We start from the raw sequence: 25503 nt of genomic DNA, 5'->3' as shown, positions 1-25503 counted from the left end.
CTGCGGGTGAGCCGCATATGCGTCCTAAGGCGGACCCTGCCAGATTGAGGCCCCCAACTGAAGTCGTGTGTTTCCCCCAATCAGCGCATTGCATCAGGAGCATTAACGCCCAAGATCGCAAGTCCCGACGCCAGAACCGAGACGACGCCCTGAACCATGGCCAAACGTGCCTTGGTCAATTCTGCATCATCATCGATAATGAAGCGTAAATAGGGCAAATCCCGCCCCCGCGTCCAGAGGGCGTGAAATTCGCTTGCAAGTTCATATAGGTAGAAGGCGATCCGGTGCGGCTCATGCGCTACGGCCGCGCTCTCGACCGTACGTGGGTACAGCGCCAGCCGTTTCAAGAGGTCGTGTTCAGCCGGGTCGGATAGTTTTTCGAGATTCGCCTGCGCCAGGAACGCGAGTCGCGCGCCCTCCGCCTCCGGCAATTCGGGCAGGCCTTCCCGGGCATTGCGGAAGATCGAATGCCCTCGCGCGTGGCCGTACTGGACGTAGAACACGGGATTGTCGCGCGACTGCTCGATCACCTTGGCAAGGTCGAAATCGAGCACGGCGTCGTTCTTGCGGTAGAGCATCATGAAACGGACCGCATCGCGCCCCACTTCATCAACAACTTCCCGCAAGGTGACGAAGTCGCCGGAGCGCTTCGACATCTTCACCGGCTCGCCATTGCGCAACAGCTTGACGAGCTGCACGACCTTGACGTCGAGCACTGCCTGCGCAGCCGTGACGGCCTTCACCGCCGCCTGCATGCGCTTGATGTAGCCGCCGTGATCAGCGCCGAATACGTCGATCAGGTCGGCGAAGCCGCGCTCGAACTTGTGCCGGTGGTTGGCAATGTCGGAGGCGAAATAGGTGTAGCTGCCGTCCGACTTGATCAGTGGACGATCGACGTCGTCGCCATAGGCGGTGGCGCGGAACAGGAGCTGCTCGCGATCCTCCCAATCCTCCACCGGCGCGCCCTTTGGCGGCGGCAGACGGCCTTCATACACGTCGCCCCGCTCGCGCAGGAACTCGATCGTGTCGGCAACCTTGTTGGTGCTACCTGCAATCAGCGAGCGCTCCGAAAAGAACACGTCATGACGGATGTTCAACGCGGCGAGATCGTCCTTGATCTCGGCCATCATCATCGCGATCGCCTTGTCGCGTACGATCGGCAGCCACTCGGTCTCAGGGAGCGCCTTGAGCTTGTCGCCGTACTCGCTCGCGAGCGCCTGCCCGACCGGCTTGAGATAGTCGCCGGGATAGAGCCCATCCGGAATCGCGCCGATATCCTCGCCGAGCGCCTCGCGATATCTGAGGAAGGCGGAGCGTGCGAGTACGTCGACCTGCGCGCCGGCGTCGTTGATGTAGTACTCGCGCGTGACGTCGCGCCCGGCGAACTGCAGCAGGCTGCATAGCGCATCGCCGAACACGGCGCCGCGGCAGTGTCCGACATGCATCGGCCCGGTCGGATTGGCCGACACGTACTCGACGTTCACCTTCGGCGCGCCGGGCACCGGCGTGACGCAGCCGTAAGCAGCGCCTTCGCGCAGGATCGTGCCGAGCGCTTGCGCCCAGACCACCGGCTGAAGCGTCAGATTGATAAAGCCGGGACCGGCGACGTCGACCTTGGCGACGAGTTCGTCGGCCCGCAGACGTTCGGCGATCTGCTCGGCGAGTTCGCGCGGCTTGGCCTTCGCCTCCTTGGCGAGCACCATCGCGGCATTGGTGGCCATGTCGCCATGGCTCGGATCGCGCGGCGGCTCGACCACCACGCGCGAAAAATCGATGCCCTCGGGCCAGCCGCCCTGCTTGGCGAGCGCGGCGCAGATGGCGTGGACACGCGCGAGCATGTCGGCAAAAAGGTAAGGGGTGGAAGCTTGTTCGACCATGCCGCCGCCTAACGCAAATCCGGAGTCGAGTCAAAAAGCCGGTGGTGCTCCGTTAAGGCGAAACGGTCCGTCATTCCGGCGATAAAGTGGCCGATGCGGCGAGCCCGATCGCCCTCGCCCTCGCAACCGTCCAGCCAGCCCGCGGGCAGCGTCGAACCGTCCTCATGGTAGCGGCCGTACAGGTCGGCGACGATGCGCTCGGCATCGCGCATCACCCGCATCACCCGCTCATGACGGTACATCCGCTGCCAGAGAAACCCTTTGATGGTCGCCTCGTGCTCGGCCACATCGGCCGGAAATGCCACCAGCGGCCCGCTGTGCCGCCTGATGTCGTGAGGCGACATCGGCTGCGCCCGCGCGATCCGGCGCTCGGTCTCAGCCGCCACGGCTGCGATCAGGTAAGAGATCAGCTCGCGCACCAGCTCGGCGCCGCGCCGGATCGGATCGAGCGCCGGATATTGGCGGTCGATCTCGGCGATCATCGCCGCGAGCAGCGGAATCTCCTTGAGGTCGTCGACCGTGAACAGGCCGGCGCGCAGCCCGTCGTCGATGTCGTGGGCATCATAGGCGATGTCGTCCGCCAGCGCCGCGACCTGGGCCTCGAGCGAGGCATAGCTCCACAGCTCCAGGTCGAACCGGGCGTTGAACTCGGTAATTCCCGGCGGGATCGGCGCCTGCAACGGCCCGTTGTGCTTGACGATGCCCTCGAGCGATTCCCAGGTCAGGTTGAGACCGTCGAAATCCGGGTAGCGCTGCTCGAACGACGTGACGATGCGCAATGTCTGGGCATTGTGGTCGAAGCCGCCATGGTCCGCCATGCAGCGGTTCAGCGCGCGCTCGCCGGCATGGCCGAACGGCGGATGGCCGAGATCATGCGCCAAGGCCAGCGTCTCCGTCAGGTCCTCGTCGAGGCCGAACTGGCGGGCGAGCGCGCGGGCGATCTGGGCGACTTCCAAAGAATGGGTCAGACGGGTGCGGTAGTGGTCGCCTTCGTGGAAGACGAACACCTGGGTCTTGTGCTTGAGCCGTCGGAAGGCGGTCGAATGGATCACGCGGTCGCAATCGCGGCGAAAGGGGCTGCGGGTGCGGGACGGCGGCTCGGCGAACAGGCGGCCCCGGCTGCGATCGGGATCGCAGGAATAGGGAGCGCGGGGGGCAGCCATTCCGACCGACACGGGCGATTGTTCCTTTTGCGGTTTGATTCCTCAGCGGAGCCCACTTAACTATGGGGAGTGCCCGGCACCAAATGAATAGGGCATGACGCGCCTCCCGGAGACCCATTGCCATGACTGATGCCTCGACCGGCCCCGTCACCATCAGCGAACGCGCCGCCCGCCGCATCGGAGAGATCCTCGGCAAGGAGAGCGCCGGCGCGATGCTGCGCATCTCGGTCGAAGGCGGTGGCTGCTCCGGCTTCCAGTACAAGTTCGACATCGACCGCGCCAAGGCGGACGACGATCTCGTCATCGAGCGCGATCGCGCGGTGGTGCTGGTCGATCCGGCCTCGGTGCCGTTCCTCGCCGGCTCGGAGGTCGATTTCGTCGACGACCTGATGGGCGCCTCGTTCCGGGTCAATAATCCCAACGCCACCGCCTCCTGCGGCTGCGGCACCAGCTTCTCGGTCTAGCCTCCGTCGTATCGGTCAGACCTCCGCGGTAACGGCAGGGCCGTCGGACGGCGCAAGCGTTGGCCCTTCAAGGCTCGGTGCGGGCGTTCCGATTGCCTTCAGCATCGCCGCCACCATGGCCGGCTTGCGCAACGGCTTGGCCAGAAAGTCGGTCATGCCGGCCTCGCGGCACTGCTTGATGTCGTCCGGGAAGGCGTTGGCCGTGAGCGCGATGATCGGGAGCTCGGCGAGCCGCCCGCCCCTCGCCCGGATGGTCCGGGTCGCAGTGATGCCATCCATCTCGGGCATGCGGACGTCCATCAGCACCAGATCGAATTCCTGTTCGTCCGCCGCCTTCACCGCCTGCAAGCCATCCGGAACGGTGCATTTCTCGACCGCGAACTCCTGCAGCATCTTCGACACCACCATGCGGTTGGTGGCGTCGTCCTCGGCGATCAGGACCCGCAAGGGACGGCCGAGCGCCCCGATCCGCGCCTTGAGGTCGCCGGCGCCGACGCGGTCGCCGCGCTGATCGGACACCTGCTTGTCGCTCCACGGCAGGGTCAGGCTGAAGCGGAAGGTCGAGCCTTCGCCCTGTACCGACGACACCGCAATCGATCCGCCCATCTGCTCGATGATGCGCCGGGAGATCGCGAGCCCCAGCCCGGTGCCGCCGAAGCGGCGATTGATCGACGCATCGGCCTGGGCGAAATCCGTGAACAGCTTGCCGACGCGATCGGCGGGAATGCCCATGCCGGTGTCGGAGACGCGCCACTCGATCGTCGCCTTGTGATCGTCCCGCGTGCGGCAGGCTACGGCAATGGTGACGCCGCCGCGCTCGGTGAACTTCACCGCGTTCGATGCAAGATTGATCAGGACCTGGCGAATGCGCGCCACGTCGCCCTTCAGAGCCGGCGGCAGCTTCGGATCGATGTCCGCGTTGACCAGCAGGCTCTTCGATTTCGCATTGACCCCCATGATGGCGGTGACCGCCTCGACCAGGGCTGCCGGCGAAAAATCCACCGTCTCGAATTCGAGCTTGCCGGCATTGAGCTTGGACAGATCGAGGATGTCGTTGAGGATGCGCTGCAGATTGTCGCCGGACTCGCGGATCGTCATGACCGCGTGGCGCTGCTCATCGTCGAGCTTTGTCTCCAGCAGGGTCGAGGCGAGCCCGAGCACGCCGTTCATGGGCGTGCGGATCTCGTGGCTCATCATCGCCAGGAAGTCGGACTTGGCACGGCTCTCGGCCTCCGCCTGCTCGGCCCGCCAGCGCTCGGTGACGTCGCGGCCGAAGCCGCGATAGCCCGCGAACTTGCCCTCATGGTCGCGCGCCGGCCGCGCCGTCAGCGCCCAGCGGCGGCGCTCGCCGCCCGCGACCACGACATGGATCAGGATCTCCGGGATCGACAGCCGCTTTGCCATGCGGTCGGCGAGAGTCGAAAGCGTCGCCGTATCCGTTGGGCAGAGATATTTCAGCGTATCGATCAGCCGCTCGCCCTTGAGCTGATCGAGCGGAAGCTGCGCCACGTCGGCGAAGCGCTGCGGCGCGTCGATCAGACGGCCCTCGGCATCGGTCTGCCACAGCCAGCTCGCGGCGTTCTCCTGGAATTCCTTCAGCAGCAGCGAGATCGTCTCGTTCTGGCGCTCATGCCGGATCTGCGCCTTCAGGTTCTCCAGGAACACGTTGCCGTGCGACACCAGGTGACGCACCATGAACGAGGTGTAGAGCAGCAGGAACACGACGAGCACGAGATAGGTCGCGCCGCCGCACAGAAACAGCGACCCCACCGAGGCGAGCATCAGGGTCCAGGTGTAGGCGAGGCCGGCCCGCGGCACGCTCGACATCGCGAACGCGCCACCGGAGATCATCCCGGTCATCAGCGAGCCCACGATGATCTGCAGATGCGGATCGACCTGCGGCATCACGATCAGCGGCAGCGATCCCCAGATGGTCGCCAAGAAAAACGCCTGCAGCGTCATCCGGGAGATGGCGCGTTCGGACGCCTCCTGCGGCCGCGACTTGCGCGCGCGCCACCAGCCGCGCAGCGCCATGCCGCCGGCCACGGCGATCGCGGCGCCCCACGCGATGAGGAAGAGATTGGAGACGGTGTTCCAGAACACGCCGAGAATGATCGCCGCGTTGGCGAAATTGATGCCGATGGTCACGGGGACGAGGCGCGCGACGGCATCGACCTGCTGCGCCCGGATGCGCCGGCGATCGCGCTCGGTCAGCGCTTCATCGTCGAGACCTTCGATGGCGCCGAAGCCGCCGATCCAAAGGAAGAAGGCACCCAGCGGGCTGCCACCGGCCGTTCGCTTCGAGCGCGTGGGATCCCCAGGCCAATTCATGAGCGCGCAGAACCTTCCTTGTGATCCCTTGCCATGCCTGACCGGCTGCTTCAGCCGCGTTAATTGTCCCGCCCGTAGAATTACGGAAGCTCCGAACGCGCGCGCTGACAGGGCTGGATGCAACTCGTCGTTCTCGCGGCACGATATGCCCGAGTCATGATCGTCGATTTCACCCTCGTTGAGGTCGAGGGCGCAGGGAATGCCGGGTGCTGGCCGCAACCCATGGCCCGCCTGCAGAAAAAAAGCAGGCGGCAGTCACCACAGGTCCAGCCGGTCAACCGGCATTCCCTGCGCGACGGCTCTACGCCTTATACGCACTCTCCCCGGGGACCGGCTTGATTGCCCCCGTGACCGGCGGATCATCGTCCCCACCGGCTTGGCCTCAGCATCGGGAGACCAGGACCATGCGATTTCGGCGTGCGCCAGGACTGTTCGTCCGCACGGCATCAGCCATGCTGCAGTCCACAGCGCCCGTCGCATCCCGCCCCGCGTGTCGTGACGATCGCGATACGCCCCTCGTGCCGGGGCGGGACGACCTGAATGAAGCACGATTTCTGATAAAAAGAAACAACGAAATTTTTCGACGCGGGACTGGACAGGGCAAATCAGCTTGAAGCGACTGACGAAAATCCTTTCGGCGCGCAGACGGATTCGACGCCGGCCGCACCGGCTGACGCTCGAAGAATACACAAGGCCGCGCCACCGATTTGCCCGACGGGCACGCGCGAGGGCCAGTGTCGCGCCGCGCTCGGACCGATCCCTCAGATCACCGCGCCGGATGCGTAGGCGCTGGCCCAACGCGGAAACCCGTTCTCCATGGCGCGCGCCGCGGCGCGATCCCAGTCGTAGGTCAGCGCGAACAACTCCACCTGCCAATGTCCGCGCCGCTCCGTCAGAACGGCATAGCGCACGTGCGGCGAGCGATATTCGAGCTGGGCAGCGACGGGGATGTCGCCGAATACGGGGCAGCCGACGCTGCCGGGATTGACCACCAGGGGACCGCGCGGCACCTGCACCATCGCCTGCCGATGGCTGTGGCCACACAGCACCAGCGTGGCGCCGCCGAGATTGACGAGACGCGCGGCCAGCACGTCGCGACGCGCCGAGACGTAGCGGCCGTCGTCGAGCATCTCTTCGAGGAGGCAGGTGCTGTCGTCATCCGGCGTGCCGTGGACGGCAAGAATGCCCTGCTCCAACGCGATCCGCGCCGGCAAGGCATGCAACTGGCGTCGCTGCTCAGGCGTGAGCGCCGCACGCGCGAAGCGGCCGGCCGGCGACAGCTTCTCCTCCGGCCATTCCTCGATCCAGCGGTCATGATTGCCGCGCACCGTCGGCAGCGCCAGCGACTGCAGCAGCTCGAAGGTTTCCTGCGGCCATAGCGGGCTGGTGACGCAGTCGCCGAGATTGACGGTGGCATCGACGCTGCGGGTCGCGATGTCGGCGAGCACGGCCTCCAGTGCCGGAAGATTGCCATGCACATCGGAAATCACGGCCAGTCGCATTGTCGTTTCCTCGCGTCGCAATTCGTAGTGATCACTTGAGACAGAGCCATAGCATGATCGTCATTGCGAGCGAAGCGAAGCAACCCAGGGCGACCCAGGAACTATGGATTACTTCGCTTCGCTCGCAATGACGGCGCAAACGTAGGGTGGGCAAAGCGGCGCCGAAGGCGGCGCGTGCCCACCATCGCGATCATGTTGTGGAACGATGGGCACGGTGCTCGCGACGCTGGCGCGTCGCTGTGCGCCTTTGCCCACCCTACGATTCTCTCATTGCGGCGCATTGATCGCGAACACATCGGCGCGCTCGATGATCAGGTCGCGAAACAGACGCGCCCTATGCGACATCCATTGCGGATCGGGATAGACGACGTGCAGCGGCAGCGACGGGACGTCGTAGTCGGGCAGCAAGTGGATCAGCTTGCCCGACACGATATGCTCCACAGCGCACCAGTCCGGCAGCACGGCAGCGCCGAGCCCTTCCAGCGCGGCCAGGGTCATGATGTCGGCGTCATCACACGTGAGCGATGGCATGATGCCGACGACGTGGCGGCCGGTCTCGGACTCGAAGCTCCATTCGTTCTTTGGCGACAACCGCGAATAGGTCACGCAGGGGAGCTCGCGCAGATCGTTCGGCAGCCGCGGCTGACGGTGCCGGGCGAGCAGCGTGGGCGCCGCGACCAGCAGCCGCTTCACGGTGCCGACGCGGCGCGCGACCAGCGAGCTCGAGCTGAGCACGCCAATACGGACGGCGAGCTCGGTTCCGGTTTCGACGAGGTCAACGAACTGCTCGGTGAACCGGATGTCGAGCCGCACCTCGGGATAACGGCGGCTATATTCGGCGAAGATGTCAGCGAAGAAATAGCGGCCGAACGAGGTCGGCACCGTCATCCGCAAGGTGCCCGAGGGCGCGCCGACGCGCTTCGGCGACGGCACGCCGGCGCTCTCGAACAAGGTGACGATGTCCTTGGCGAGCTTGAGGACGCGATCGGCCTCGGTGGTCGGACGCAGCTTGCGCGTGGTGCGGACGAACAGGCGGCAGCCGAACTGCTCCTCCAAGAGCGCGATGCGCTTGGTGATCGCCGGTTGTCCCAAGCCGAGATCGGCCGCGGCCTGGGTGAAGCTGCCGGCCTCCATGACGCGGATGAAGGTCTGCAGCGCGTCGATCCGGTCCATCCATTCCTCCCCGGAATGAGTTTTATTCTCCTCATTCCGTATACGTCAGGAGGCGGCCTGGTCTAGCCTCTCAAAAAATGAAACGGAGGGAGACCATGGAGAAGTCGATTGGCATTGTCGGAGCCGGCATCGGCGGGCTGCATCTCGCGCTCTATCTGCAAAAGCATGGCGTCCGGGCGACGGTCCTGACCGACCGCGAGCCCGAGCAGTATGCTGCAACGCGGCTGATGAACACGGTGGCGCACCACGGCGTCACGGTGGCACGCGAGAACGAGCTCGGCGTGAACCATTGGGACGATCCTGATGTCGTCTATCACCACCATGATCACTTCTTCAATTTTCCGGGCAGCCCCCTGCTCTTCCGCGGCGCGTTCAAGCAGCCGAGCCGGGCCGTCGACTATCGGATCTATTTGCCGGCGCTGATGAAGGATTTCGAGGATCGCGGCGGCGCGATCGAATATGCCAGCATTCAGGACGACGACATTCCGGCGCTGGTGGCGCGCTTCGACCTGCTCGTGGTATCGACCGGCAAGGGCGCGCTGGGGCGGATGTTCAGCCACCGGCCGGAGCTGTCGCCCTACAACCAGCCGCAGCGCCTGCTCTGCGTCGGCCTGTATGACGGCGTCGACCACGGCAGCCCCGACGGCGACGATCCGCGCGGCGTGACGCTGTCGGTCTCGCCGGGGCATGGCGAGATGATCGTGATCCCGACGCTCACCTTCGGCGGCATGAAGACGGCGCTGCTGATGGAGAACATTCCCGGCGGTGACATGGCCGAGCTGGTGTCGCTCAACTACGACGCCGATCCCTCGGGCTTCCGGCGGACGCTGCTCGACAAGCTGGAGAATCACCATCCGCACACCTACAACCGGATCGACACGCACCGCTTCGATCTGCAGCCGCTGGACCTCTTGCAGGGCGCCGTGGTGCCGACCGTGCGGCGCTCCTCGGTCAGCTTCGACGACGGCAAGATCGCGATCGCGCTCGGCGACGTGCATTCCGTGGTCGATCCGATGATGGGCCAGGGTGCCAACATGGCCTCCTATGCCGCGTTCGAGCTTGGCAAGGCGATCACCGAGGCGGTGGCGTTCGACGACCGCTTCGTCGAGACGGTCGATCGTGCGCGCGAGAACCGCGTGCTCGCCGCCGCGCGCTGGACCAACCTGATGCTACAGCCGCCCTCGGAGGCGATGGGCCGGCTGATCTTCACCATGGCGCAGGATCGCGGGCTCTGCGACGAGTTCACCGACAATTTCAACTATCCTGAGCGGCAATGGGACCGGCTGGCGAGCGAGCGGCGGATTCATGCCTGGATCGATGACCGAGCAAAGCTTGCAGCGTGATGGCGGAGAAAAGCCGATGAGCCATCAGCCGGACCCGGCCAGTTTTCGCGCGGCCGCGTCGCGGTTCTCGACCGGTGTGACCGTGGTGACCAGCAGCGGCGAAGACGGCGCGGCGGTCGGCATGACCGCCAACAGCTTCACCACGGTCTCGACGCAGCCTCCGACGGTGCTGGTGTCGCTGAAGCGCGGCCGGACGTGGCAGGCGGTGAGCACGACACGTCGCTATGCGGTCAATGTGCTCGCGGCCGATGACGTCGCGATATGCCGGCATTTCGCCGGCACTCCGCTGGCCCAAGGAGCACCAGCGCTTGACGCGCGCGACGGGTTCTTCCTGCTGCCGCAGGCCATCGCGCAGTTCGGCTGCGAGGTCGTCAGCACGGTCGAGATCGCTGACCACACGCTGTTCATCGGCGAGGTCCGCTGGTGCCGGCACAGGGACGGCCTGCCGCTCGCGTTCTACGCCAGCCGCTTCCGCAACGGCTTGGGTGCGGAGATCTTGCCGGGCGATGCGCCGGCGTATCCGGCGGAGGGATGGAGCATTTGACCGCGTGGCGCGGTGGGCACGGCGCTGCGCGCCTTTTGCCCACCCCACCAGTCGACGGAAGTCTGATGCGGTTCGCCGGGACGACTTAGTGAGCCAAACATCGTCACATTGAAGACTGCGGGTCCGGCACAGTCGTGAGGCTCAACCGCCGATCGGTCCGGGGTCGATGCCCCCCGTTGTGGCGGCTCCAGGATGACCGGAGCGCGGCCACGTGACGATCGAACCTAAATTTTACCGCCCACCCCGCCTCGCCGTCAAATGGATCGGCACCGCAGGCGCCAGCCCTGCGGCCGGTGGTCCACAGGAGTTGCGCTCGTCGTCGGCTAGCGGCGCTCGTTCAGCCTGTGATTCCACGCCATTCGCCTTGACCGGGGTGGTCGCGGCTTGATCTAACCGGGGCCGTTTCTCCTTCCCCCGGGAACCTCAGGCCATGCGCATCGCCACCTGGAACGTCAATTCGGTCCGGCAGCGGATCGATCACCTCCTCACCTGGCTGAAGGAGTGCGCGCCGGACATCGTCTGCCTGCAGGAGATCAAGTGCACCGATGACGCGTTCCCCAGGCTGGAGATCGAGGCGCTCGGCTACAACGTGGTGACGCACGGCCAGAAGACCTTCAACGGCGTGGCGCTGTTGTCGAAGCTGCCGTTCGACGAGACCAAGTCCGGGCTCGATGGAGATGCAGAGGATGTGCATGCGCGCTTCCTGGAAGGCGTGGTCAGCCTCAGAAGCGGCGTCGTCCGCATCGCCTGCCTCTATCTGCCCAACGGCAATCCGCCGAACACGGAAAAATATCCCTACAAGCTCAAATGGATGTCGCGGCTTCGTGACTATGCGCGTGAACGGCTGAAGACCGAGGAGCCGCTGATCCTCGCAGGCGATTTCAACGTCATCCCCACGGCGGCCGACGTCTCCAATCCGGAAGCCTGGGTCGAGGACGCGCTGTTCCGCCCGCAGACGCGCGAGAGCTTCCAGGCGCTGCTCGGCCTCGGGCTCACCGATGCGCTGCGCGCGGTGACCGATGCGCCCGGGCAATACACGTTCTGGGACTATCAGGCCGGCGCCTGGCAGAAGAACATGGGGATCCGAATCGATCATCTGCTGCTGTCGCCGCAGGCCAGCGACAGGCTGGTCGAGGTCGGCATCGACAGTTATGTCCGCGCCTGGGAGAAGCCGTCGGATCACGTGCCGGTGTGGGCCGATTTCGATCTCGAGACGGCGTAGAGTTCAAGGACGGTTCCCGTGATGCGTTACTCACGGCGGCAATTGTTTCCGCTCGCGCTCGTGCCCCTGCTGGTGAAGCCCGCGCTCGCAGCCGACCTCCAAGAGACAATTGCGGGCATCGAGGCCGACAGCGTCGGGCGGCTCGGCGTCGCGCTGCTGGACACCGCGAGCGGCGCCCTGAGCGGCCACCGGCTCGACGAGCGGTTCCCGATGTGCAGCACCTTCAAGGCGGTGCTGGCGGCCGCTATCCTGACCAAGGTCGATGCCGGCGCCGAGCAGCTGGCGCGCCGCATTCCGATCGCGCAAGGAGACATCCTGTCCTATGCGCCGGTCACCAAGCTGCATGTCGGCACGTCGGGCCTCTCGATCGGCGAGCTGTGCGAGGCCACGGTGACGCTGAGCGACAACACCGCGGCGAACCTGCTGCTGGCGTCGCTCGGCGGTCCGACCGGACTGACCCGCGCCATCCGCGGCTTCGGCGACGCCATCACCCGGCTCGACCGCATCGAGCCCGAGCTCAATGAAAGCGTGCCGGGCGATCCCAGGGACACCACGACGCCGGCGGCGATGGCGCAGACCTTGGCGAAGCTGACGACCGGCAATGCCCTGTCAACCGCGTCGCGCGACGTCCTGAACGGCTGGCTGATCGCCTGCAAGACGGGTGGTGCCAAGCTGCGCGCCGGCCTGCCCGGCGAATGGCGCATCGGCGACAAGACCGGCGCGGGTGAGCGCGGCAGCAGCAACGACGTTGCGGTGATCTGGCCGACGGGACGCGCTCCGGTGATCGTGACGAGCTATCTCACGGAGACCAAGGCCAGCGACGACAAGCGCAACGCGGTTCACGCGGCGGTCGGCCGAGCCGTCACGGCTGCGCTCGGCGCCTGACCGGCGCACACGCCGAGATCGATCCCTCGATGCGTCGCTGCGATCGTGTCGAAGCCGGCCCGCAGCTGGCGGACCTCGCGTGCGGCGAGCCGAACCCCAATGCCGGCCCCCTCCGGCAGCAGACTCGCGGCTGCATAAAGACCATCGACGCCCGCAAGCGCATCGGCCAGACGCAGTCGAATTGCGCCGTGATCGTGGCCCTCCGGCAGCAGCTGCAGCGCCGAGCCGAAGGCGCGGTGGCCCTTGAACAGCGCGATCGTGGGACCGCGCAGATGCATGCGGTCGATCAGCAAGGGATCCGCACCCGGCCGTCGCACGACGAGCGTGGAATCGAGCTCGCGGAACAGCCGCCCCTGCCCGTCAGGATCGTGCATCGTGAACGCGTCGGCCACGAGCGCAGACACATCGTGAGCGCATTCGAGATCGAGCACCTGACCCAGCGCCGCCTCGGGAAACAGGATGCGTGGCTCGGGCCGGTAGTCGAGCGAGGCGCCGGCCGCGACGTGTAGCTTCACCTGCTCCACGGCGCGCATGCCCCGTTCGGCGCGATGCACGGAGGTCGCGCCCTGCGTCGTGATGCAGACGGCGGCGCCCTCGCCGAGCATGAAGCGCTGCGTCAGCCGGTCCTCGCCGTGCACGGCGCCGCTGCCGGTCTGCAGGATCACGCTGAGGCGATCGGGCCGCGCCGGGTCGGTGTGGAAGCTGCGCGTCAGCACGAACGGCCAGGCGAACAGCCGGCGGTCGATCACGGTGCGGCCGCCGCGCCGGACGAAGCTCAGGTCAAGCCGCGGCTGCTCTATGGGGACGCCATCGGTCACGTGCGGAACAGCACCTCGCGCTCGAGCAGGTCGACGATCGCTTCAACGCCCTCGCCGCGCCGGCAGTTGGTCAAGAGCACGGGCCGTCCGCCGCGCACATCGGTGGCCTCGCGCTGCATGCGGGCGAGATCGACGCCGACATGCGGGGCGAGATCGACCTTGTTGATGACGAGCAGATCGGCGCGGATCACGCCGGGACCGCGCTTGCGCGGGATGTCGTCGCCGCCGGCGACGTCGATCACGAACATCCAGAAATCGGTGAGGTCGCGCGAGAACGTCGAAGCGAGGTTGTCGCCGCCGCTCTCCAGCAGGATCAGCTCGACGCCGGGAAAGCGCCGCTCCAATTCGTCGGCGGCCTCGATGTTGAGCGTCGGGTCCTCGCGGATCACGGTGTGCGGACAGGCGCCGGCCTCGACCGCCGAGACTCGTTCGGGATCGATCAGGCCGGAGCGGCGGACGCGCTCGGCATCCTCGGCGGTGACGAGATCGTTGGTGATGACCGCGATGTCGATGCCGCGCGCCTGCAGCGCCGGGATCAGGCGCTCGACCAGCGCCGTCTTGCCGGAGCCGACGGGGCCGCCGATGCCGACGCGCGCCGCGGTCATGGGCTGATCGACGCGGGTGAGAACGAGCCGGCTCATCGCAGCATGAACCTCCTTGCGAGCGGCACCGTGGTGGCCGGCGGGCACATCAGCAGCTTGCCGTCGGCGCGCACCTCGAAAGTCTGCGGATCGACCTCGACATGCGGCATCGCCGCGTTTCTGATCATGTCGGTCTTGCGCAGGCGACGGACATTCTTGATCTGCACGGTCTCGCGGCCCAGCCCGAGCTTGCGGCGGATGTCGGCCTCGACCGCGAGCTTCGACATGAAGTTCACGCCGAGCCGCTGGGGCGCAGCACCGAGCGCGCCCCACATCCGCTTCTGGATCATCGGCTCCGACAGGCCGAGGCTGCCATTGCCGTCGCCCATCGCCGCCCACACCGGGAAGCCGTTCTTGATCACCATGTAGGGCTTGAGGCCGAACGAGGCGCGCGGCCACAGCACCAGATCGGCCATCTTGCCCACCTCGATCGAGCCGACGACATGATCGATGCCGACGGCAACAGCGGGATTGATGGTGAGCTTGGCGACGTAGCGCTTGATGCGCTCATTGTCGGCGCGCGCGGTCGTCTCCTCCGGCAGCCGGCCGATGCGGTCCTTCATCACGCTGGCGAGCTGCCAGCATTTGGCGACGTTCTCGGCCAGCCGCCCCATCCCCTGCGTGTCCGTGCCGAAGATCGAGATCGCGCCCATGTCGTGGAGGAAATCCTCCGCCGCCATCGACTGTGCGCGCACCCGCGCCTCGCCGAACATGACGTCCTCGGGGGCGTTGTAGTTGAGCTGATGACAGATCATCGTCATCGGTACGCCCTCCTCCATCCCATACGAGGTGTAGGGATTGGTCGGATTGGTCGAGGACGGGATCACGTTGGGCCAGGACACGACCTTGAGCAGGTCGGGCGCATGGCCGCCGCCGGCGCCCTCGACGTGGTACATGTGGATGGTGCGGCCATCGACCGCGGCCATCGTGTCCTCGCAGAAGCCGTATTCATTGATCGAGTCGGTATGCAGATGGACGGCGAAATCGTTGCGGTCGGCGGCGATCAGGCTCTTGTCGATCACGTCGGGCGCGGCGCCGAAATCCTCGTGGATCTTGACGGACATGCCGCCGGCCGCGACCGCCTCCTCGACCGCTTCGGGGTTGGAGCCGCCGCGGCCGAACAGCGCGTAGTTCAGCGGCGAGAACTCGATCGATTTCAGGAAATGGCCGAAGTTCGGCCCCGAGCCGCTGCCGACGTCGAAGACAGGCCCCGAGCCGTTGCCAACCAGGGTCGTGGTGCCGCCGGCGAGGGCATGATCGGATTGTTCTGGCGAGATCAGATGCGCGTGGGATTCGATCGCGCCCGCCGTGACGATGAACGGGCCGCCGGCGATCGGCGCGGTGGTGTGTCCCACCACCATGTCCGGATGCACGTCCGGCATCACGTCGGGATTGCCGGCCTTGCCGATGCCGACGATGCGGCCGTCCCGGATGCCGATGTCGGCCTTCACGATGCCGGCGACGGCATCGATGATGGTGGCGTTCTTGATGACGACGTCGAGGACCTTGTGCGACGACGTGCGGTGGCCGGCGATGGCCTCGCCGTCGCGCAAATTCTTGCCGGCGCCGACCAGCAGCTCATGGCCGTAGGTCGTGTAGTCGTGCTCGATCTCGGCGAGCAGGCTGGTGTCGGCGAGCCGGATCAAATCGCCTTTGGTGGGACCGTACAGCTCGGCATAGGCGCGGCGGGTCAGCGTGGCCATGATCATCAGGCTCCCAGGTAGCCGCGCGACTGCGCGAGCTTCAACGCGGCTTCGCGCGCGCCGGCTGCATCGAGCGGGCCGTTGACGAGGCCGGCCTGGCCGCGCACGATCCGGTCGCCGGTGATCAGCACCAGTCGCACGGACTTGGTGACACCCGGCTCGAAGCGGACGCCGAGTCCCGCCGGACGATCGATCTTCATGCCCCAGGCGGCGGCGCGGTCGAACAACAGCGCGCGATTGACCTCGAAGAAATGGGTGTGGCTGCGCACCTGGATGTCGCGGTCGCCGGTGTTGACGACGTCGAGCGTGACCGCCGGCAGCGTGGTGAACATTTCGATGTCGCCGGAGCCTTCGATGATCTCGCCTGGCACGATGTCATCGGCGACGGCGCCCTCCGCCGGCTGGATCGGCTCGAACAGCGCCATCACCTTGGTGCCCTCGGCGAACATCAGCTCGACATACAGCATCGGAATCATCTGGGCGACGCCGGGCTCGACGTCGTCGGTCGTGAGCAGCCGCCCCGCCATGTCACGGATCTCGGCATAGGGCAGATTGCGGCGCGCCGCGGTCATCACTTCGTCGGTGATGTAGGCCACCGCCTCGGGATGGCTAAGCCTGATGCCGAGCAAGCGATTGCGCCGCGCCATCTGCGCGGCGTTGAAGATCTCGAGACGATCCATCTCGGTCGGCGACAGGTTCATCATGGCGCAACCTCTCAGGTCGTGAACATGCGCACGTGCCGCAGCGGACCGCGCGACACGGCGATGTCGATGAAGGGCGTGAAGCTCGATGGCATGGCGTCGTCGTCGGGTGTATCAGCCAGCAAATCGGAGAGCAGCGCGCGGGCGCGCGCGAGGCTGCGTTGAGATTCGATGTGGCCGATCAGGCCGAGCCGCACGGCGGCGCTGACGAGACCGGTGATGAGCGTCCAGCCGGAGACGAGCTCGGCGGCGGCAAGGCCGAGACCGGCATCGCGGCCGGTGATGGCCTGCACGACAGGCAGATGGCCGAGACGCACATCGGTCGAGACCTGGGCGCGATAGGCGACCGACAAGGGACCGGCGAGCTTGACCCAGACGCCGAGCAGCGCCCTGCCCGCGCGCCGCGAGCCGTCGCGCATCTCGGCCGACGGTGTGGTCGCCTCCGCGAGGCGATCCACGGCGGCGATGTCGTTCGCATGCCATGCTCTTCGCAGCAGGATGCGATCCATGCTTGCCCAGCGCTGCGCAAGGTGATCGGCAATGACGTCGTCGAGATCATCGCGATCGGACAACAGGCCGTCGGCGGCGAGGCCTTCGATGCCCCAGGAGAACGCAAAGCCGCCGGCAGGAAAAGCGCTGTCGCCGAGCTGCAGCAGCACGAGCGCCTCGCCGCGGTCAAACATGATCGCGCTCCACGACCTCGCCGGCATCGAGCAGCGGCTGTACGCGGGCGCGATAGGTGTCGAGCGGGGCATCGAGCAGCACGATCAGATGATCGTCTTCGAAGCGAACCCGCCAATGCAGGTTGCCGGCGTGCCAGCCGAGCTTGAGCGCGCTGGCCGGATCGCGCGGCGTGAGGTGCCAGACCCTCTGCTCGCCGAAACGGGCGATGATGGCGCGATCGGATTCGAGATAGAGCAGCGCGCCGTCGACCAGTTCCTCGTCACGATCGAGGCTGACGGCACAGTCGGTTCCGCGATCGGTCGTCAGCCGGAAGCGCTTGCGGCCGGCATCGGCCGGCGGCACGAACAACAGCTCGATGCCGCCGCGGTGCTCCAGCGCGTGCAGCCGGCCGGCATAGGCCTTGTCTTCGGCGCGTCCTAGGATGCCGTGAAGACGCAGCATCGGCGTAGGTCCTCCTTATTCGTCAGTTCTCGGCATTGGGGCCTCATGGTTCGAGACGCCCGCCAAGTGGCGGGCTCCTCACCATGAGGGTTGAGAGTTTCGCGGTGGGTTAGCTTCGCTGTGAGTTTTCTCCCGCCACAGCCACCGTCCTCGTCCTGAGGAGCCCGCCGCAAGGCGGGCGTCTCGAAGGACGATTGGTTTGCTCAAGTACCTCCGCGCCCTACCGCAGCGTCGCCGAGACCTCCTGCGAGGTCACGAGAATGACCTCGCCGTCGAGGATCGGCTTGGCGATGCCGAAGAAGGTCGCCACCGCGGCGGAGCCGTTGTGGCGGTCCATCGCGGCCTTGTCGGCGAAGCGCTCGTAGGTCGTGAACAGACCGGGCTCGGTCTCGCTCTGCGAGATGAAGAACCCGATCGTCTCCGGCTCGCTCTCCGCGACATGGGCCGCGACGGCGACGAGAGCGTCGCGCATCGTGGCCTCGTGTCCCGCCTTGGCCCTGATGACCGCGGTGATGGTGATCATCAGAAGGTCTTCCAGTCGCCGTCGGCCTCGAACGCGCTCGCCGCCTGGTAGATCGTGGACTCGCCATAGTCCTTGCCGATCAGCATCAGGCCGACCGGCAGGCCGTCCGACAAGCCGCACGGCAAGGTCATCGCCGGATGACCTGTGACGTCGAACGGGCTCGTCGTCGCGGTCATCTCGAAGGCGCGCTGCACGACCTCGGCGAGCGGCGCATCCTTGGCCGGGATCGGCGTCGCGACGCAGGGCAAGGTCGGCATCAGCAACAGGTCATAGGAGCCGAACATGGCATCATAGGCCGCCTTGGCCTGGATCGCGATGTTGCGCGACTTCGCGTAGTAGCGGCCGCGATAGTGCTCGAGGCCCCACTGCCCGACCAGCATGGTCAACTTCAACGTCACCGACAGATCGTCGGCGCGCGTGCGCCAGCCGGAATGCGCGTCGAGCAGACCGACGTCGTAGAGCCCCTTCCAGTTGAAGCCCATGCCATTGCCGAGCATCATCTGCACCAGGAAGCCTTCGAGCGTGATCGGATTCCACGCCGCCAGCGCATGCATGTGTTCGGGGATCGAGACCTCGGACACCGAGGCGCCGAGCTTGGCGAAGCGCTCCGCGCCGGCCTTGACCTTGGAGATCACGCCCTCTTCCATGTTCGGCGCGCTGAAACCTTCCTTGAGCACGCCGATCTTGAGCCCCTTGACGCCCTTGCCGAGCGACTCGGTGTAGGCGGAGACCTTCGGCGCATATTGCCTGGGATCGAGCCCGTCGGCGCCGGCCAGCACTTCGAGCAGCAGCGCATTGTCGGCAACCGACTTGGTCATCGGTCCCGTGTGGTCGATCGTCGACTCGATCGGCATCACGCCGGTGTAGGGCACGAGACCGTGGGTCGCCTTCATGCCGTAGATGCCGCAATAGGACGCGGGGATGCGGATCGAGCCGCCCTGGTCGCCGCCGATGGACATGTCGACCTCGCCGGCCGCCACCAGCGCGGCGCTACCCGAGGACGAGCCGCCGGCGGAATAGCCCATCTTCCAGGGATTGTGCACCGGCGCGGGATTGGAAGTGTGGCTGCCGCCGGACAGGCAGAAGTGTTCGCAGACCGCCTTGCCGACGATGGTGCCGCCGGCATCGAGGATGCGGGAGACGATGGTGGCATCGGCGGCGGGAATGAAACCCTCGAGCGTGGTCGATCCGTTCATCATCGGCACGCCGGCGAGCGCGACGTTGTCCTTGAGCACAACGGTGCGGCCTGCGAGCTTGCCGCCCGATGCGCCCTTGACCTCGGTCTTGATCGCCCAGGCGTTGTACTTGTTCTCCTTCGCCGGCGGCTTGGCGCCCGGCGTACGCGGATATTTCACCGGCGGCAGCGGGTTCGGCAACTCATCGATGATGTCGTACTGATCGAACATGCCGCCCATCAGCGACAGATATTCGGCGGCCTCCTCGACCGTCATGTTCATATGCAGGCTGGCGGCGAGATCGGCGACTTCCTCGGCATTCGGGCGTTTGATGGACATGAGTCATCCTTTCTTGTGAGGACAAGCTGGGCAGAGACAGCAAATTGTCAGTTCAATGGGCCGGCGCAGCACGCCGGTAGATTCTAGCTCGGGACCATCTGACCTTCCCGGGCCAGCAGAGTCTCACGGTCGAGCTCCTCGGTGATGCGCCCCTTCTGGATGTGCAGGATGCGATCCGACAACGACGTGATGAATTCGAGGTTCTGCTCGACCACGATCAAAGACATCTTCCAGCGCATCTTCAGCGCCAGCAGGGTCTCGATGATCTCCTCGATGATCGACGGCTGGATACCCTCGGTCGGTTCGTCCAGCAGGATCAGCCTCGGCTTGGTGCAGAGGCAGCGCGCCAGCGCCAGCAGTTGCTGCTCGCCGCCGGACAGCGCGCCGCCGCGACGATCGAGCAGCCGGACCAGCCGCGGGAAATCCTGGAGCACGGCATCAATGACGCTGCGATCTTCCTTGGGCGCGGATGCGAGGCCCATGCGCAGATTTTCCATGACCGACAGGTCCGGGAAGATCTCGCGGCCCTGGGGCACAAGGCCGATGCCGAGCCGCGAGCGCTCATGCGGCTTCAGATGCGTGATGGTCTTGCCCGCGAACACGACCGAGCCGTCGGTGGTCGGCAGATGCCCCATCAGCGTGCGCAGCGCGGTGGTCTTGCCCATGCCGTTGTGACCGAGAATTCCAAGATACTCGCCATCGGCCACCGTCAGGTCGACGCCGAACAGGATCGGAATCCGGCCATAGCCGGATTTGAGCCCCTTGACCTCGAGAAGCGCGCTCATGCTGCCACCTTCTTGCCGAGATAGACGTCGCGTACGCGCTGGTCGGCGAGCACCTTGTCGACGGTGTCCTCCACCAGCACGCGGCCCTGGTGGAACACCGTGACGCGCTTGGCGATCTGCTTGATGAACTCCATGTCGTGCTCGACCACGACAATGGCGCGGGTCTGGTTGATCTCGCGGATGATCGCCGCCGTGTGGAAGGTCTCCTCGTCGGTCATCCCCGCGGCGGGCTCGTCGAGCAGGATCAGCTCCGGCTCGGCGGCGAGCACCATGCCGATCTCGACCCATTGCCGCTGGCCGTGCGACAGGGTGGCGACGATGCTGTCGGCGTATTCGGTCAGCCGGATCATCTCGAGCACGGCATTGACCGCCGGACCCTGCTGGCGCGGCGTCGCCTTGCGGCGCACCGCCATCCAGATGTTCTCGCGCACCGACAGGCCGTTGAACACATTCGGGACCTGGGTCTTGATGCCGATGCCCATGCGCGCGATCTCGTGCGACAGCTTGCCCGCGATCGGCATGCCGCGGAATGCGATGCTGCCCGAAGTCGGCACCAGTTGTCCGGTCAGCGTCTTGAAGAACGTGCTCTTGCCGGCGCCGTTCGGGCCGATCAGGCAGCGCAGCTCCATCTCCTGAAGCGTGAAGGTGATGTCGTCATTGGCGACCACGCCGCCGAAGCGCATCGTCAGGTGCTCGGCCTTGAGCAGAGGAACCAGGTCCGCCATGTCATTCGGCTCCTGCGGGATGCGGCGCCGCCGCTGGCTGCATCGGGGGACCGTTGGTCTTCTTCCTGTCCGGCATCAGCCGCATCACGAGATCGCGGGCGGTCGGCACCATGCCCTTCGGCAGCAGCAGCACGAAGATCACCAGCACGCCGCCGAGCACGAGGTTGGAGTTCAAGAGCTGCTGCGAGCCGATATAGGCGACGATGTATTCGATCACGACGCAGCCGATGATCGGACCGAGCAAGGTGCCGAGACCGCCGACCGTGATCCAGATGATGATCTCGGCCGACAGCGACAGGCTGAAGATGGTGGGGCTGACAAAGGCGCCCCAGTTGACGTAGAGCGCGCCGGCAAGACCGGCGATCGCGCCGCCGAGGATGAAGGTCAGGCACTTCACGAGCCGCGGGTCATAGCCGAGCAGCGAGGCCCGCACCTCGTTCTCACGCACCGCGACGATGACGCGCCCGGCCGGCAGCGCCAGCAGCAGCCGCAGCAGCAGGAACACGCCAAGCAGCACATAGGCTGTCGTCCACCACGACTGCTCCGGCGACAGCACGGTCGACGGATCGAACGGCATGTTGAAGGTCGGCACCGCCGGCATGCCGTTGAAGCCGCCGAGCAGCGCCTTGCCGATCTTGTAGGCATCGCCCGAGGTCGAGTTGACCGAGTTGAACAGGATCAGGGTGACCGTGAGCGTGATGACGCCGAGATAGACGTCGGAGATGCGGCCGAAGAAGATGAAGTAGCCGAGGATCGCTGCGAACAGCGCCGGAATCACGATGGCCAGCAGGATCGCAGGCGTCGAATCCTGGAAATTGATGGCCGCGATGGCATAGGCATAGCCGCCGAGCCCGAAGAACGCGGTCTGCCCGAACGACAGGATGCCGCCATAGCCCCAGATGAAGGCGAGGCTCAGCGCCAGCACCGACATCGCGGCAAACAGCGTCAGCTGCATCAGGGCGAACAGCTCGATCACGCTCGGCACGATCGCAATCGCCACGATGGCAAGGACGATCGCACCCATCTGGCCCGCAAGACGGGAGTGCTTGGGCATCACAGGTTCCCCTTGAAGAAGCGCCCGGAGATGCCCTGCGGCAGCAAGCGGATCAGCACGATCGCGGTGGTGAAGACGATGACCTCGCCATAGACAGGCGTGGTGAAGTAGGCGCCGATCTGGTTGACCGAGCCGAACAGGCTTGCCGCGGACAGCGTGCCGGAGAGGATCGCCGCGCCGCCCCCGACCACGGTCATGAAGGCTTTTGCGACATAGGCACCGCCCATCACCGGGGTGATGCCTGACACCGGCGCCAGCAGGCCGCCGGCGAGGCCCGTCACGGCCGCGCCGAGCGCGAAGGTGCTCATGTAGACGCGGGCCGGATTGACGCCGAGCGTGGCCGCCATCGCCGGGTTCTGCATCGTCGCGCGGGCCACCAGGCCGAAGCGGGTGTAGCGCATCACGCCGTAGATGATCGCCATCATGACGGCCGCCATCAACGCAAGGAACAGCGTGTAGTAGCTCGACTGGTAGGATCCGATCGAGAAGCCGCCGAGCGGCGTCGGCACGCCCTGCTGGGTGTTGCCATAGATCGTCGTGACGATCCCGATGATCAGGAGGCTGAGGCCCCAGGTCGCGAGCATCGAATCGACGAGGCGGCCATAGAGAAAGCGGATCAGGCAGCGCTCGATGACGAGGCCGACGATGCCGACGAACAACGGCGCGATGATCAGCATCGCGATCCAGATGTTCACCCCGGCATTGGCGGAGATCACCGTCGCATAGGCCCCCAACATGATGAACTCGCCATGGGCGAGATTGATGATCTTCATCATGCCGAAGATGATCGCCAGTCCCAGGCACAGCAGGAACAGCGAGGAGATTCCATTGAGGACGTCGAGCGCGAGGATGACGTAGATCGCCATGCGTCAGGTCTTTCAGGGCAGTCCAATGAAACCGGGTCCCGCCGGATGGCGGGACCCGGCAAGCGTCAGAGATTGATGATGTACTGCTTGACGTCGTTCGGGTTCTTGACGAGGTCGCAGACACCAGCGGTGTCGGCCGGCTTGGCGTCGGTGTAGGTTTCCAGCACCGACCATTTGCGTTCCTTCACCTCGGCAAGGAACGCATTGCGGACCGTGTGGTGCGTCGGCTTGTCCAGCGAGACCTTGCCGCTGGGACCATCGAAGACGAGGCCGCTTTCGAGCGCCTCGATCACCTTCATCCGGTCGATGCTGCCGGCCTTCTTGACGCCTTCGGCCCAGAGCATCACCCCTTCATAGGTGCACGAGGCGAGCTCGCTGATATAAGGCGAATCCGGATGCGCCTTCTTGATCTTCTCGACGAAGCTCTTGGAGGCCGGCGTGGTGAGCTCCTCGAAATAGCCGTAGGCGCCGATGATGGCGTCGCTCTCGGCGGCATCGAGCGTCGAGGGCTCGTTGACGAGGCCGAAGGTGGTCGAGGCGATCGGGATCTTCCCCTTCATGCCGGCCGCGGTCCACTGCCGGTAGAACGCCGTGTGGTTGCCGCCGACCAGCGCCGACAGGATGAGGTCGGGCTTGGCCGCCTGGATCTTCGAGATGGTGGAGCCGAAATTGGTGACGTCGAGCGGGAAGAAGTCGGTCGAGAGGATCTCGCCGCCATTGTCCTTGCAGTATTTGGTCATCCACTTCGCGGTGATCTGACCGTAATTGTAGTCGGCCGCGATGATGTAGGCTTTCTTGCCCGACTTCTTCATCGCGCTCGGCACCAGCTTCTCCACCGTCTGCGCCGGCGTCGTGCCGGTGCAGAAGGTGTTGCGGTCGCAGACGCCGCCTTCGTACAACGTGTTGTAGAAATACAGCACCTTGAAGCGGTCGAAGGTCGGCCGGATCGCCTCGCGCGAGGCCGAGGTGATTCCGCCGTGAACGACGTCGACCTTGTCCTTCACCGCCAGTTGCTGGGCGTATTGCGAGTACATCTGGATGTTGGACTGGGTGTCGTAGTGGATCACCTTCAAGGGACGTCCGAGCAGGCCGCCCGCGGCATTGATCTCCTCGACGGCAAGCTGCAGCGCATAGACCATCGGCGTGCCGGAGGTGCCGATGGGACCGGACTGGTCGTGCAGGCTGCCGACCGTGATCGGGTTCTCGGCCGCGAGCGCACCCGAGCGCAGCACGGCGGGTGCCGCGATCAATGTCGAGGTCGCGATGGCCGAGCGTTGCAGGAAACGACGTCGGGAGAGAGTCATAAAGGTCCCCATGGGTTGATGATGCCGGTTCATGATCCGCGAGAAGTTTAAAATGACAATATTTGAAAAGGCAAGTGTTTTTAGGAAGCGTCCTGCGCGCTAGCGCGACGCGACGACCGCGAAGTCGTAGCCGTCCAGCTCGGCGAGATGGATCGGGTGGCGTCCGCCAACCACCGGCTGCGCCTCGTTGCCGCGCGCCGTGCGCCGCTGCAGCGTGCGTCCGTAGAAGCGCCTGAGGTTGCGGGCGTCGAAGCTCTCGGCGCGCTCGATCAGCGCGGCGAGCGCGTGAATCCCTTCGTAGCAGGATTCGCCGTAGCCGTTGGGCGGCGGCGGATTGTCGCCGAATGCCGTGTAGTAGCGCTCGAGGAACGCGCCGTTGTTGCGCGACCGCAGCGAGGCGAAATAGCTCGACGCCACGTAGACGTTCTCGGTCTCGCCGCTGTCGAGACCGTAAACGATGGTCTCGTCGAAGGCGGACGAGAATCGCAGCACGTGACGGCTGAGACCGGCGGCGCAGAAGGCGCGGCTAAAGGCGATGCAGTCGAAGCCGAGAAAGACCGGGAGAACGACATCGCTGCGCGTGGTCTTGATCCGATCGAGCATCTCGTCGAAATCATGCACGCCGACCGGCACGTAGTGCTCCCCGGTGACGACGCCGCCGTATCGCGCGATCAGCCGCTTGGCGATCTGCAGCGACGAGCGCGGCCAGATGTAGTCGTTGCCGCAGAGGAAGAACCGCCTGGCGCGCTTGACCTCCGAGAGCCACTGCACCGCCGGCCCCAGCAACTCGCCAGCGGTCTCGCCCGTGGTCATCACGTCGCTGTTCGCCGACAGACCTTCGAACTGGGGCGTGTAGACGAACGGCACGCGGCCGCGCGCGGCTTGCGCGACAGGATCGCGCGCGTAGCTCGGCATCATGCCGACGAGGCCGTCGACGGCGAGTTCGTCGACCGCCTCGACCGCAGCCCGGCCCGCGCTGGCGGCGGTCGCGCCGGCGTCGATGACGATCAGCTCGACCTGTCGGCGGCGGATGCCGGCGGCCTGGTTGAGCTCGGTCACGGCCAGCCGCCCGCAGGCTTCGGCGGAGGGCGCCCACAACCCTGCCGAGCCGCGCTGAGGAATGATCAGGCCGATCCGAACGCTGCGCAAACGTGCCGCCTCTGCTGTCGCAGAGGACTTGCACTCACGAATCGTGCCAAGCGCGTTTTGGCGTCATCGGGGTCGTTCGTGTACCAAAGAT

The 25503-nt window shown here is 65.8% G+C and carries 24 protein-coding genes; 5 read left to right on the top strand and 19 right to left on the bottom strand.

Annotated features, from left to right (window positions below; genetic code table 11):
• Positions 1 to 80: 80 nt before the first annotated feature.
• The gene (argS, locus tag QX039_RS10610) at positions 81 to 1877 is read right to left on the bottom strand and encodes an arginine--tRNA ligase (protein ID WP_315770796.1); all 1797 of its coding nucleotides are present in this window, start codon (positions 1875 to 1877) and stop codon (positions 81 to 83) included.
• 8 nt (positions 1878 to 1885) lie between these two features.
• On the bottom strand, positions 1886 to 3052 hold the full coding sequence (locus tag QX039_RS10605; protein ID WP_315738153.1) for a deoxyguanosinetriphosphate triphosphohydrolase: 1167 nt from the start codon (positions 3050 to 3052) through the stop codon (positions 1886 to 1888).
• Between the two features lie 110 nt (positions 3053 to 3162).
• On the opposite strand from QX039_RS10605, the gene erpA reads away from it, so the two are divergent.
• Positions 3163 to 3504 (top strand): iron-sulfur cluster insertion protein ErpA, encoded by a 342-nt coding sequence (gene erpA / locus QX039_RS10600; RefSeq protein WP_315711699.1) that lies wholly within the window; start codon positions 3163 to 3165, stop codon positions 3502 to 3504.
• A 15-nt stretch (positions 3505 to 3519) separates the two neighbouring features.
• On the opposite strand, the gene QX039_RS10595 is transcribed toward erpA, so the two are convergent.
• From QX039_RS10595 to QX039_RS10585, 3 genes are all read right to left on the bottom strand, one after another.
• Positions 3520 to 5835 (bottom strand): ATP-binding protein, encoded by a 2316-nt coding sequence (locus QX039_RS10595; RefSeq protein ID WP_315738154.1) that lies wholly within the window; start codon positions 5833 to 5835, stop codon positions 3520 to 3522.
• Between the two features lie 761 nt (positions 5836 to 6596).
• Positions 6597 to 7337, bottom strand: coding sequence for a metallophosphoesterase family protein (locus tag QX039_RS10590; RefSeq protein ID WP_315770797.1), 741 nt, complete (start codon positions 7335 to 7337; stop codon positions 6597 to 6599).
• Between the two features lie 267 nt (positions 7338 to 7604).
• Positions 7605 to 8510: a LysR family transcriptional regulator gene (locus tag QX039_RS10585; RefSeq protein WP_315770799.1), complete on the bottom strand. Its 906-nt coding sequence runs from the start codon at positions 8508 to 8510 to the stop codon at positions 7605 to 7607.
• A 95-nt stretch (positions 8511 to 8605) separates the two neighbouring features.
• Between QX039_RS10585 and styA the strand changes: the two genes are divergently transcribed.
• From styA to bla, 4 genes are all read left to right on the top strand, one after another.
• Positions 8606 to 9853, top strand: a complete 1248-nt coding sequence (styA, locus tag QX039_RS10580; protein WP_315770801.1) for a styrene monooxygenase subunit StyA — start codon at positions 8606 to 8608, stop codon at positions 9851 to 9853.
• 16 nt (positions 9854 to 9869) lie between these two features.
• The gene (locus QX039_RS10575) at positions 9870 to 10397 is read left to right on the top strand and encodes a flavin reductase family protein (RefSeq protein WP_315770802.1); all 528 of its coding nucleotides are present in this window, start codon (positions 9870 to 9872) and stop codon (positions 10395 to 10397) included.
• A 430-nt stretch (positions 10398 to 10827) separates the two neighbouring features.
• Positions 10828 to 11619 carry an exodeoxyribonuclease III gene (gene xth / locus QX039_RS10570; protein ID WP_315770804.1) on the top strand — a complete coding sequence of 264 codons (792 nt, stop codon included), beginning with the start codon at positions 10828 to 10830 and terminating at the stop codon, positions 11617 to 11619.
• Between the two features lie 21 nt (positions 11620 to 11640).
• Complete coding sequence (gene bla / locus QX039_RS10565; protein ID WP_409998834.1) at positions 11641 to 12504, top strand: class A beta-lactamase; 864 nt, start codon at positions 11641 to 11643, stop codon at positions 12502 to 12504.
• Here the strand turns inward: bla and QX039_RS10560 are convergent.
• The 14 genes from QX039_RS10560 to QX039_RS10495 all read right to left on the bottom strand — a co-directional run bounded on the left by QX039_RS10560 (position 12459) and on the right by QX039_RS10495 (position 25412).
• Positions 12459 to 13322 carry an urease accessory protein UreD gene (locus QX039_RS10560; protein ID WP_315770808.1) on the bottom strand — a complete coding sequence of 288 codons (864 nt, stop codon included), beginning with the start codon at positions 13320 to 13322 and terminating at the stop codon, positions 12459 to 12461. The two genes, bla and QX039_RS10560, sit on opposite strands and share 46 nt — an antisense overlap.
• Positions 13319 to 13963, bottom strand: coding sequence for an urease accessory protein UreG (gene ureG / locus QX039_RS10555; protein WP_315770810.1), 645 nt, complete (start codon positions 13961 to 13963; stop codon positions 13319 to 13321). Before ureG ends, QX039_RS10560 begins: the two co-directional genes overlap by 4 nt.
• The gene (gene ureC / locus QX039_RS10550; RefSeq protein ID WP_315770812.1) at positions 13960 to 15666 is read right to left on the bottom strand and encodes an urease subunit alpha; all 1707 of its coding nucleotides are present in this window, start codon (positions 15664 to 15666) and stop codon (positions 13960 to 13962) included. Before ureC ends, ureG begins: the two co-directional genes overlap by 4 nt.
• 5 nt (positions 15667 to 15671) lie before the next feature.
• Positions 15672 to 16370 (bottom strand): urease subunit beta, encoded by a 699-nt coding sequence (gene ureB / locus QX039_RS10545; RefSeq protein ID WP_315770814.1) that lies wholly within the window; start codon positions 16368 to 16370, stop codon positions 15672 to 15674.
• An 11-nt stretch (positions 16371 to 16381) separates the two neighbouring features.
• On the bottom strand, positions 16382 to 17050 hold the full coding sequence (locus QX039_RS10540; RefSeq protein WP_315770815.1) for an urease accessory protein UreF: 669 nt from the start codon (positions 17048 to 17050) through the stop codon (positions 16382 to 16384).
• Positions 17043 to 17492 (bottom strand): urease accessory protein UreE, encoded by a 450-nt coding sequence (gene ureE, locus QX039_RS10535; RefSeq protein ID WP_315770816.1) that lies wholly within the window; start codon positions 17490 to 17492, stop codon positions 17043 to 17045. The genes QX039_RS10540 and ureE overlap by 8 nt, the downstream gene beginning before the upstream one ends.
• A 220-nt stretch (positions 17493 to 17712) precedes the next feature.
• Entirely contained in the window at positions 17713 to 18015 is a 303-nt protein-coding gene (locus QX039_RS10530) for a putative quinol monooxygenase (RefSeq protein ID WP_315770817.1), read from the bottom strand.
• Positions 18015 to 19529 carry an amidase gene (locus QX039_RS10525; RefSeq protein ID WP_315770819.1) on the bottom strand — a complete coding sequence of 505 codons (1515 nt, stop codon included), beginning with the start codon at positions 19527 to 19529 and terminating at the stop codon, positions 18015 to 18017. The genes QX039_RS10530 and QX039_RS10525 overlap by 1 nt, the downstream gene beginning before the upstream one ends.
• An 83-nt stretch (positions 19530 to 19612) precedes the next feature.
• Positions 19613 to 20314: an ABC transporter ATP-binding protein gene (locus QX039_RS10520; protein WP_315770821.1), complete on the bottom strand. Its 702-nt coding sequence runs from the start codon at positions 20312 to 20314 to the stop codon at positions 19613 to 19615.
• The gene (locus tag QX039_RS10515) at positions 20311 to 21039 is read right to left on the bottom strand and encodes an ATP-binding cassette domain-containing protein (RefSeq protein WP_315770823.1); all 729 of its coding nucleotides are present in this window, start codon (positions 21037 to 21039) and stop codon (positions 20311 to 20313) included. The genes QX039_RS10520 and QX039_RS10515 overlap by 4 nt, the downstream gene beginning before the upstream one ends.
• A 1-nt stretch (position 21040) precedes the next feature.
• A complete protein-coding gene (locus QX039_RS10510) occupies positions 21041 to 22093 on the bottom strand; it encodes a branched-chain amino acid ABC transporter permease (protein ID WP_315756678.1) in 1053 nt (350 codons plus the stop codon).
• A complete protein-coding gene (locus QX039_RS10505) occupies positions 22093 to 22959 on the bottom strand; it encodes an ABC transporter permease subunit (protein WP_315738172.1) in 867 nt (288 codons plus the stop codon). The genes QX039_RS10510 and QX039_RS10505 overlap by 1 nt, the downstream gene beginning before the upstream one ends.
• A gap of 65 nt (positions 22960 to 23024) precedes the next feature.
• Entirely contained in the window at positions 23025 to 24263 is a 1239-nt protein-coding gene (locus QX039_RS10500; RefSeq protein ID WP_315738173.1) for an ABC transporter substrate-binding protein, read from the bottom strand.
• A gap of 99 nt (positions 24264 to 24362) precedes the next feature.
• Complete coding sequence (locus QX039_RS10495; protein WP_315770825.1) at positions 24363 to 25412, bottom strand: substrate-binding domain-containing protein; 1050 nt, start codon at positions 25410 to 25412, stop codon at positions 24363 to 24365.
• Between the last annotated feature and the right edge of the window lie 91 nt (positions 25413 to 25503).

Source organism: Bradyrhizobium sp. SZCCHNR1043, from assembly GCF_032489675.1.
GTDB lineage: Bacteria > Pseudomonadota > Alphaproteobacteria > Rhizobiales > Xanthobacteraceae > Bradyrhizobium.
This window is presented reverse-complemented; position numbering and strand designations above follow the sequence as displayed.

Bases quoted from the DNA above. Each gene is read 5' to 3' on its own strand.
- argS (WP_315770796.1), bottom strand. From the start codon at position 1,877: ATGGTCGAACAAGCTTCCACCCCTTACCTTTTTGCCGACATGCTCGCG.
- erpA (WP_315711699.1), top strand. From the start codon at position 3,163: ATGACTGATGCCTCGACCGGCCCCGTCACCATCAGCGAACGCGCCGCC.
- QX039_RS10595 (WP_315738154.1), bottom strand. From the start codon at position 5,835: ATGAATTGGCCTGGGGATCCCACGCGCTCGAAGCGAACGGCCGGTGGC.
- QX039_RS10590 (WP_315770797.1), bottom strand. From the start codon at position 7,337: ATGCGACTGGCCGTGATTTCCGATGTGCATGGCAATCTTCCGGCACTG.
- QX039_RS10585 (WP_315770799.1), bottom strand. From the start codon at position 8,510: ATGGACCGGATCGACGCGCTGCAGACCTTCATCCGCGTCATGGAGGCC.
- styA (WP_315770801.1), top strand. From the start codon at position 8,606: ATGGAGAAGTCGATTGGCATTGTCGGAGCCGGCATCGGCGGGCTGCAT.
- QX039_RS10575 (WP_315770802.1), top strand. From the start codon at position 9,870: ATGAGCCATCAGCCGGACCCGGCCAGTTTTCGCGCGGCCGCGTCGCGG.
- xth (WP_315770804.1), top strand. From the start codon at position 10,828: ATGCGCATCGCCACCTGGAACGTCAATTCGGTCCGGCAGCGGATCGAT.
- bla (WP_409998834.1), top strand. From the start codon at position 11,641: ATGCGTTACTCACGGCGGCAATTGTTTCCGCTCGCGCTCGTGCCCCTG.
- ureG (WP_315770810.1), bottom strand. From the start codon at position 13,963: ATGAGCCGGCTCGTTCTCACCCGCGTCGATCAGCCCATGACCGCGGCG.
- ureC (WP_315770812.1), bottom strand. From the start codon at position 15,666: ATGGCCACGCTGACCCGCCGCGCCTATGCCGAGCTGTACGGTCCCACC.
- ureB (WP_315770814.1), bottom strand. From the start codon at position 16,370: ATGATGAACCTGTCGCCGACCGAGATGGATCGTCTCGAGATCTTCAAC.
- QX039_RS10540 (WP_315770815.1), bottom strand. From the start codon at position 17,050: ATGTTTGACCGCGGCGAGGCGCTCGTGCTGCTGCAGCTCGGCGACAGC.
- ureE (WP_315770816.1), bottom strand. From the start codon at position 17,492: ATGCTGCGTCTTCACGGCATCCTAGGACGCGCCGAAGACAAGGCCTAT.
- QX039_RS10530 (WP_315770817.1), bottom strand. From the start codon at position 18,015: ATGATCACCATCACCGCGGTCATCAGGGCCAAGGCGGGACACGAGGCC.
- QX039_RS10525 (WP_315770819.1), bottom strand. From the start codon at position 19,529: ATGTCCATCAAACGCCCGAATGCCGAGGAAGTCGCCGATCTCGCCGCC.
- QX039_RS10520 (WP_315770821.1), bottom strand. From the start codon at position 20,314: ATGAGCGCGCTTCTCGAGGTCAAGGGGCTCAAATCCGGCTATGGCCGG.
- QX039_RS10515 (WP_315770823.1), bottom strand. From the start codon at position 21,039: ATGGCGGACCTGGTTCCTCTGCTCAAGGCCGAGCACCTGACGATGCGC.
- QX039_RS10510 (WP_315756678.1), bottom strand. From the start codon at position 22,093: ATGCCCAAGCACTCCCGTCTTGCGGGCCAGATGGGTGCGATCGTCCTT.
- QX039_RS10505 (WP_315738172.1), bottom strand. From the start codon at position 22,959: ATGGCGATCTACGTCATCCTCGCGCTCGACGTCCTCAATGGAATCTCC.
- QX039_RS10500 (WP_315738173.1), bottom strand. From the start codon at position 24,263: ATGACTCTCTCCCGACGTCGTTTCCTGCAACGCTCGGCCATCGCGACC.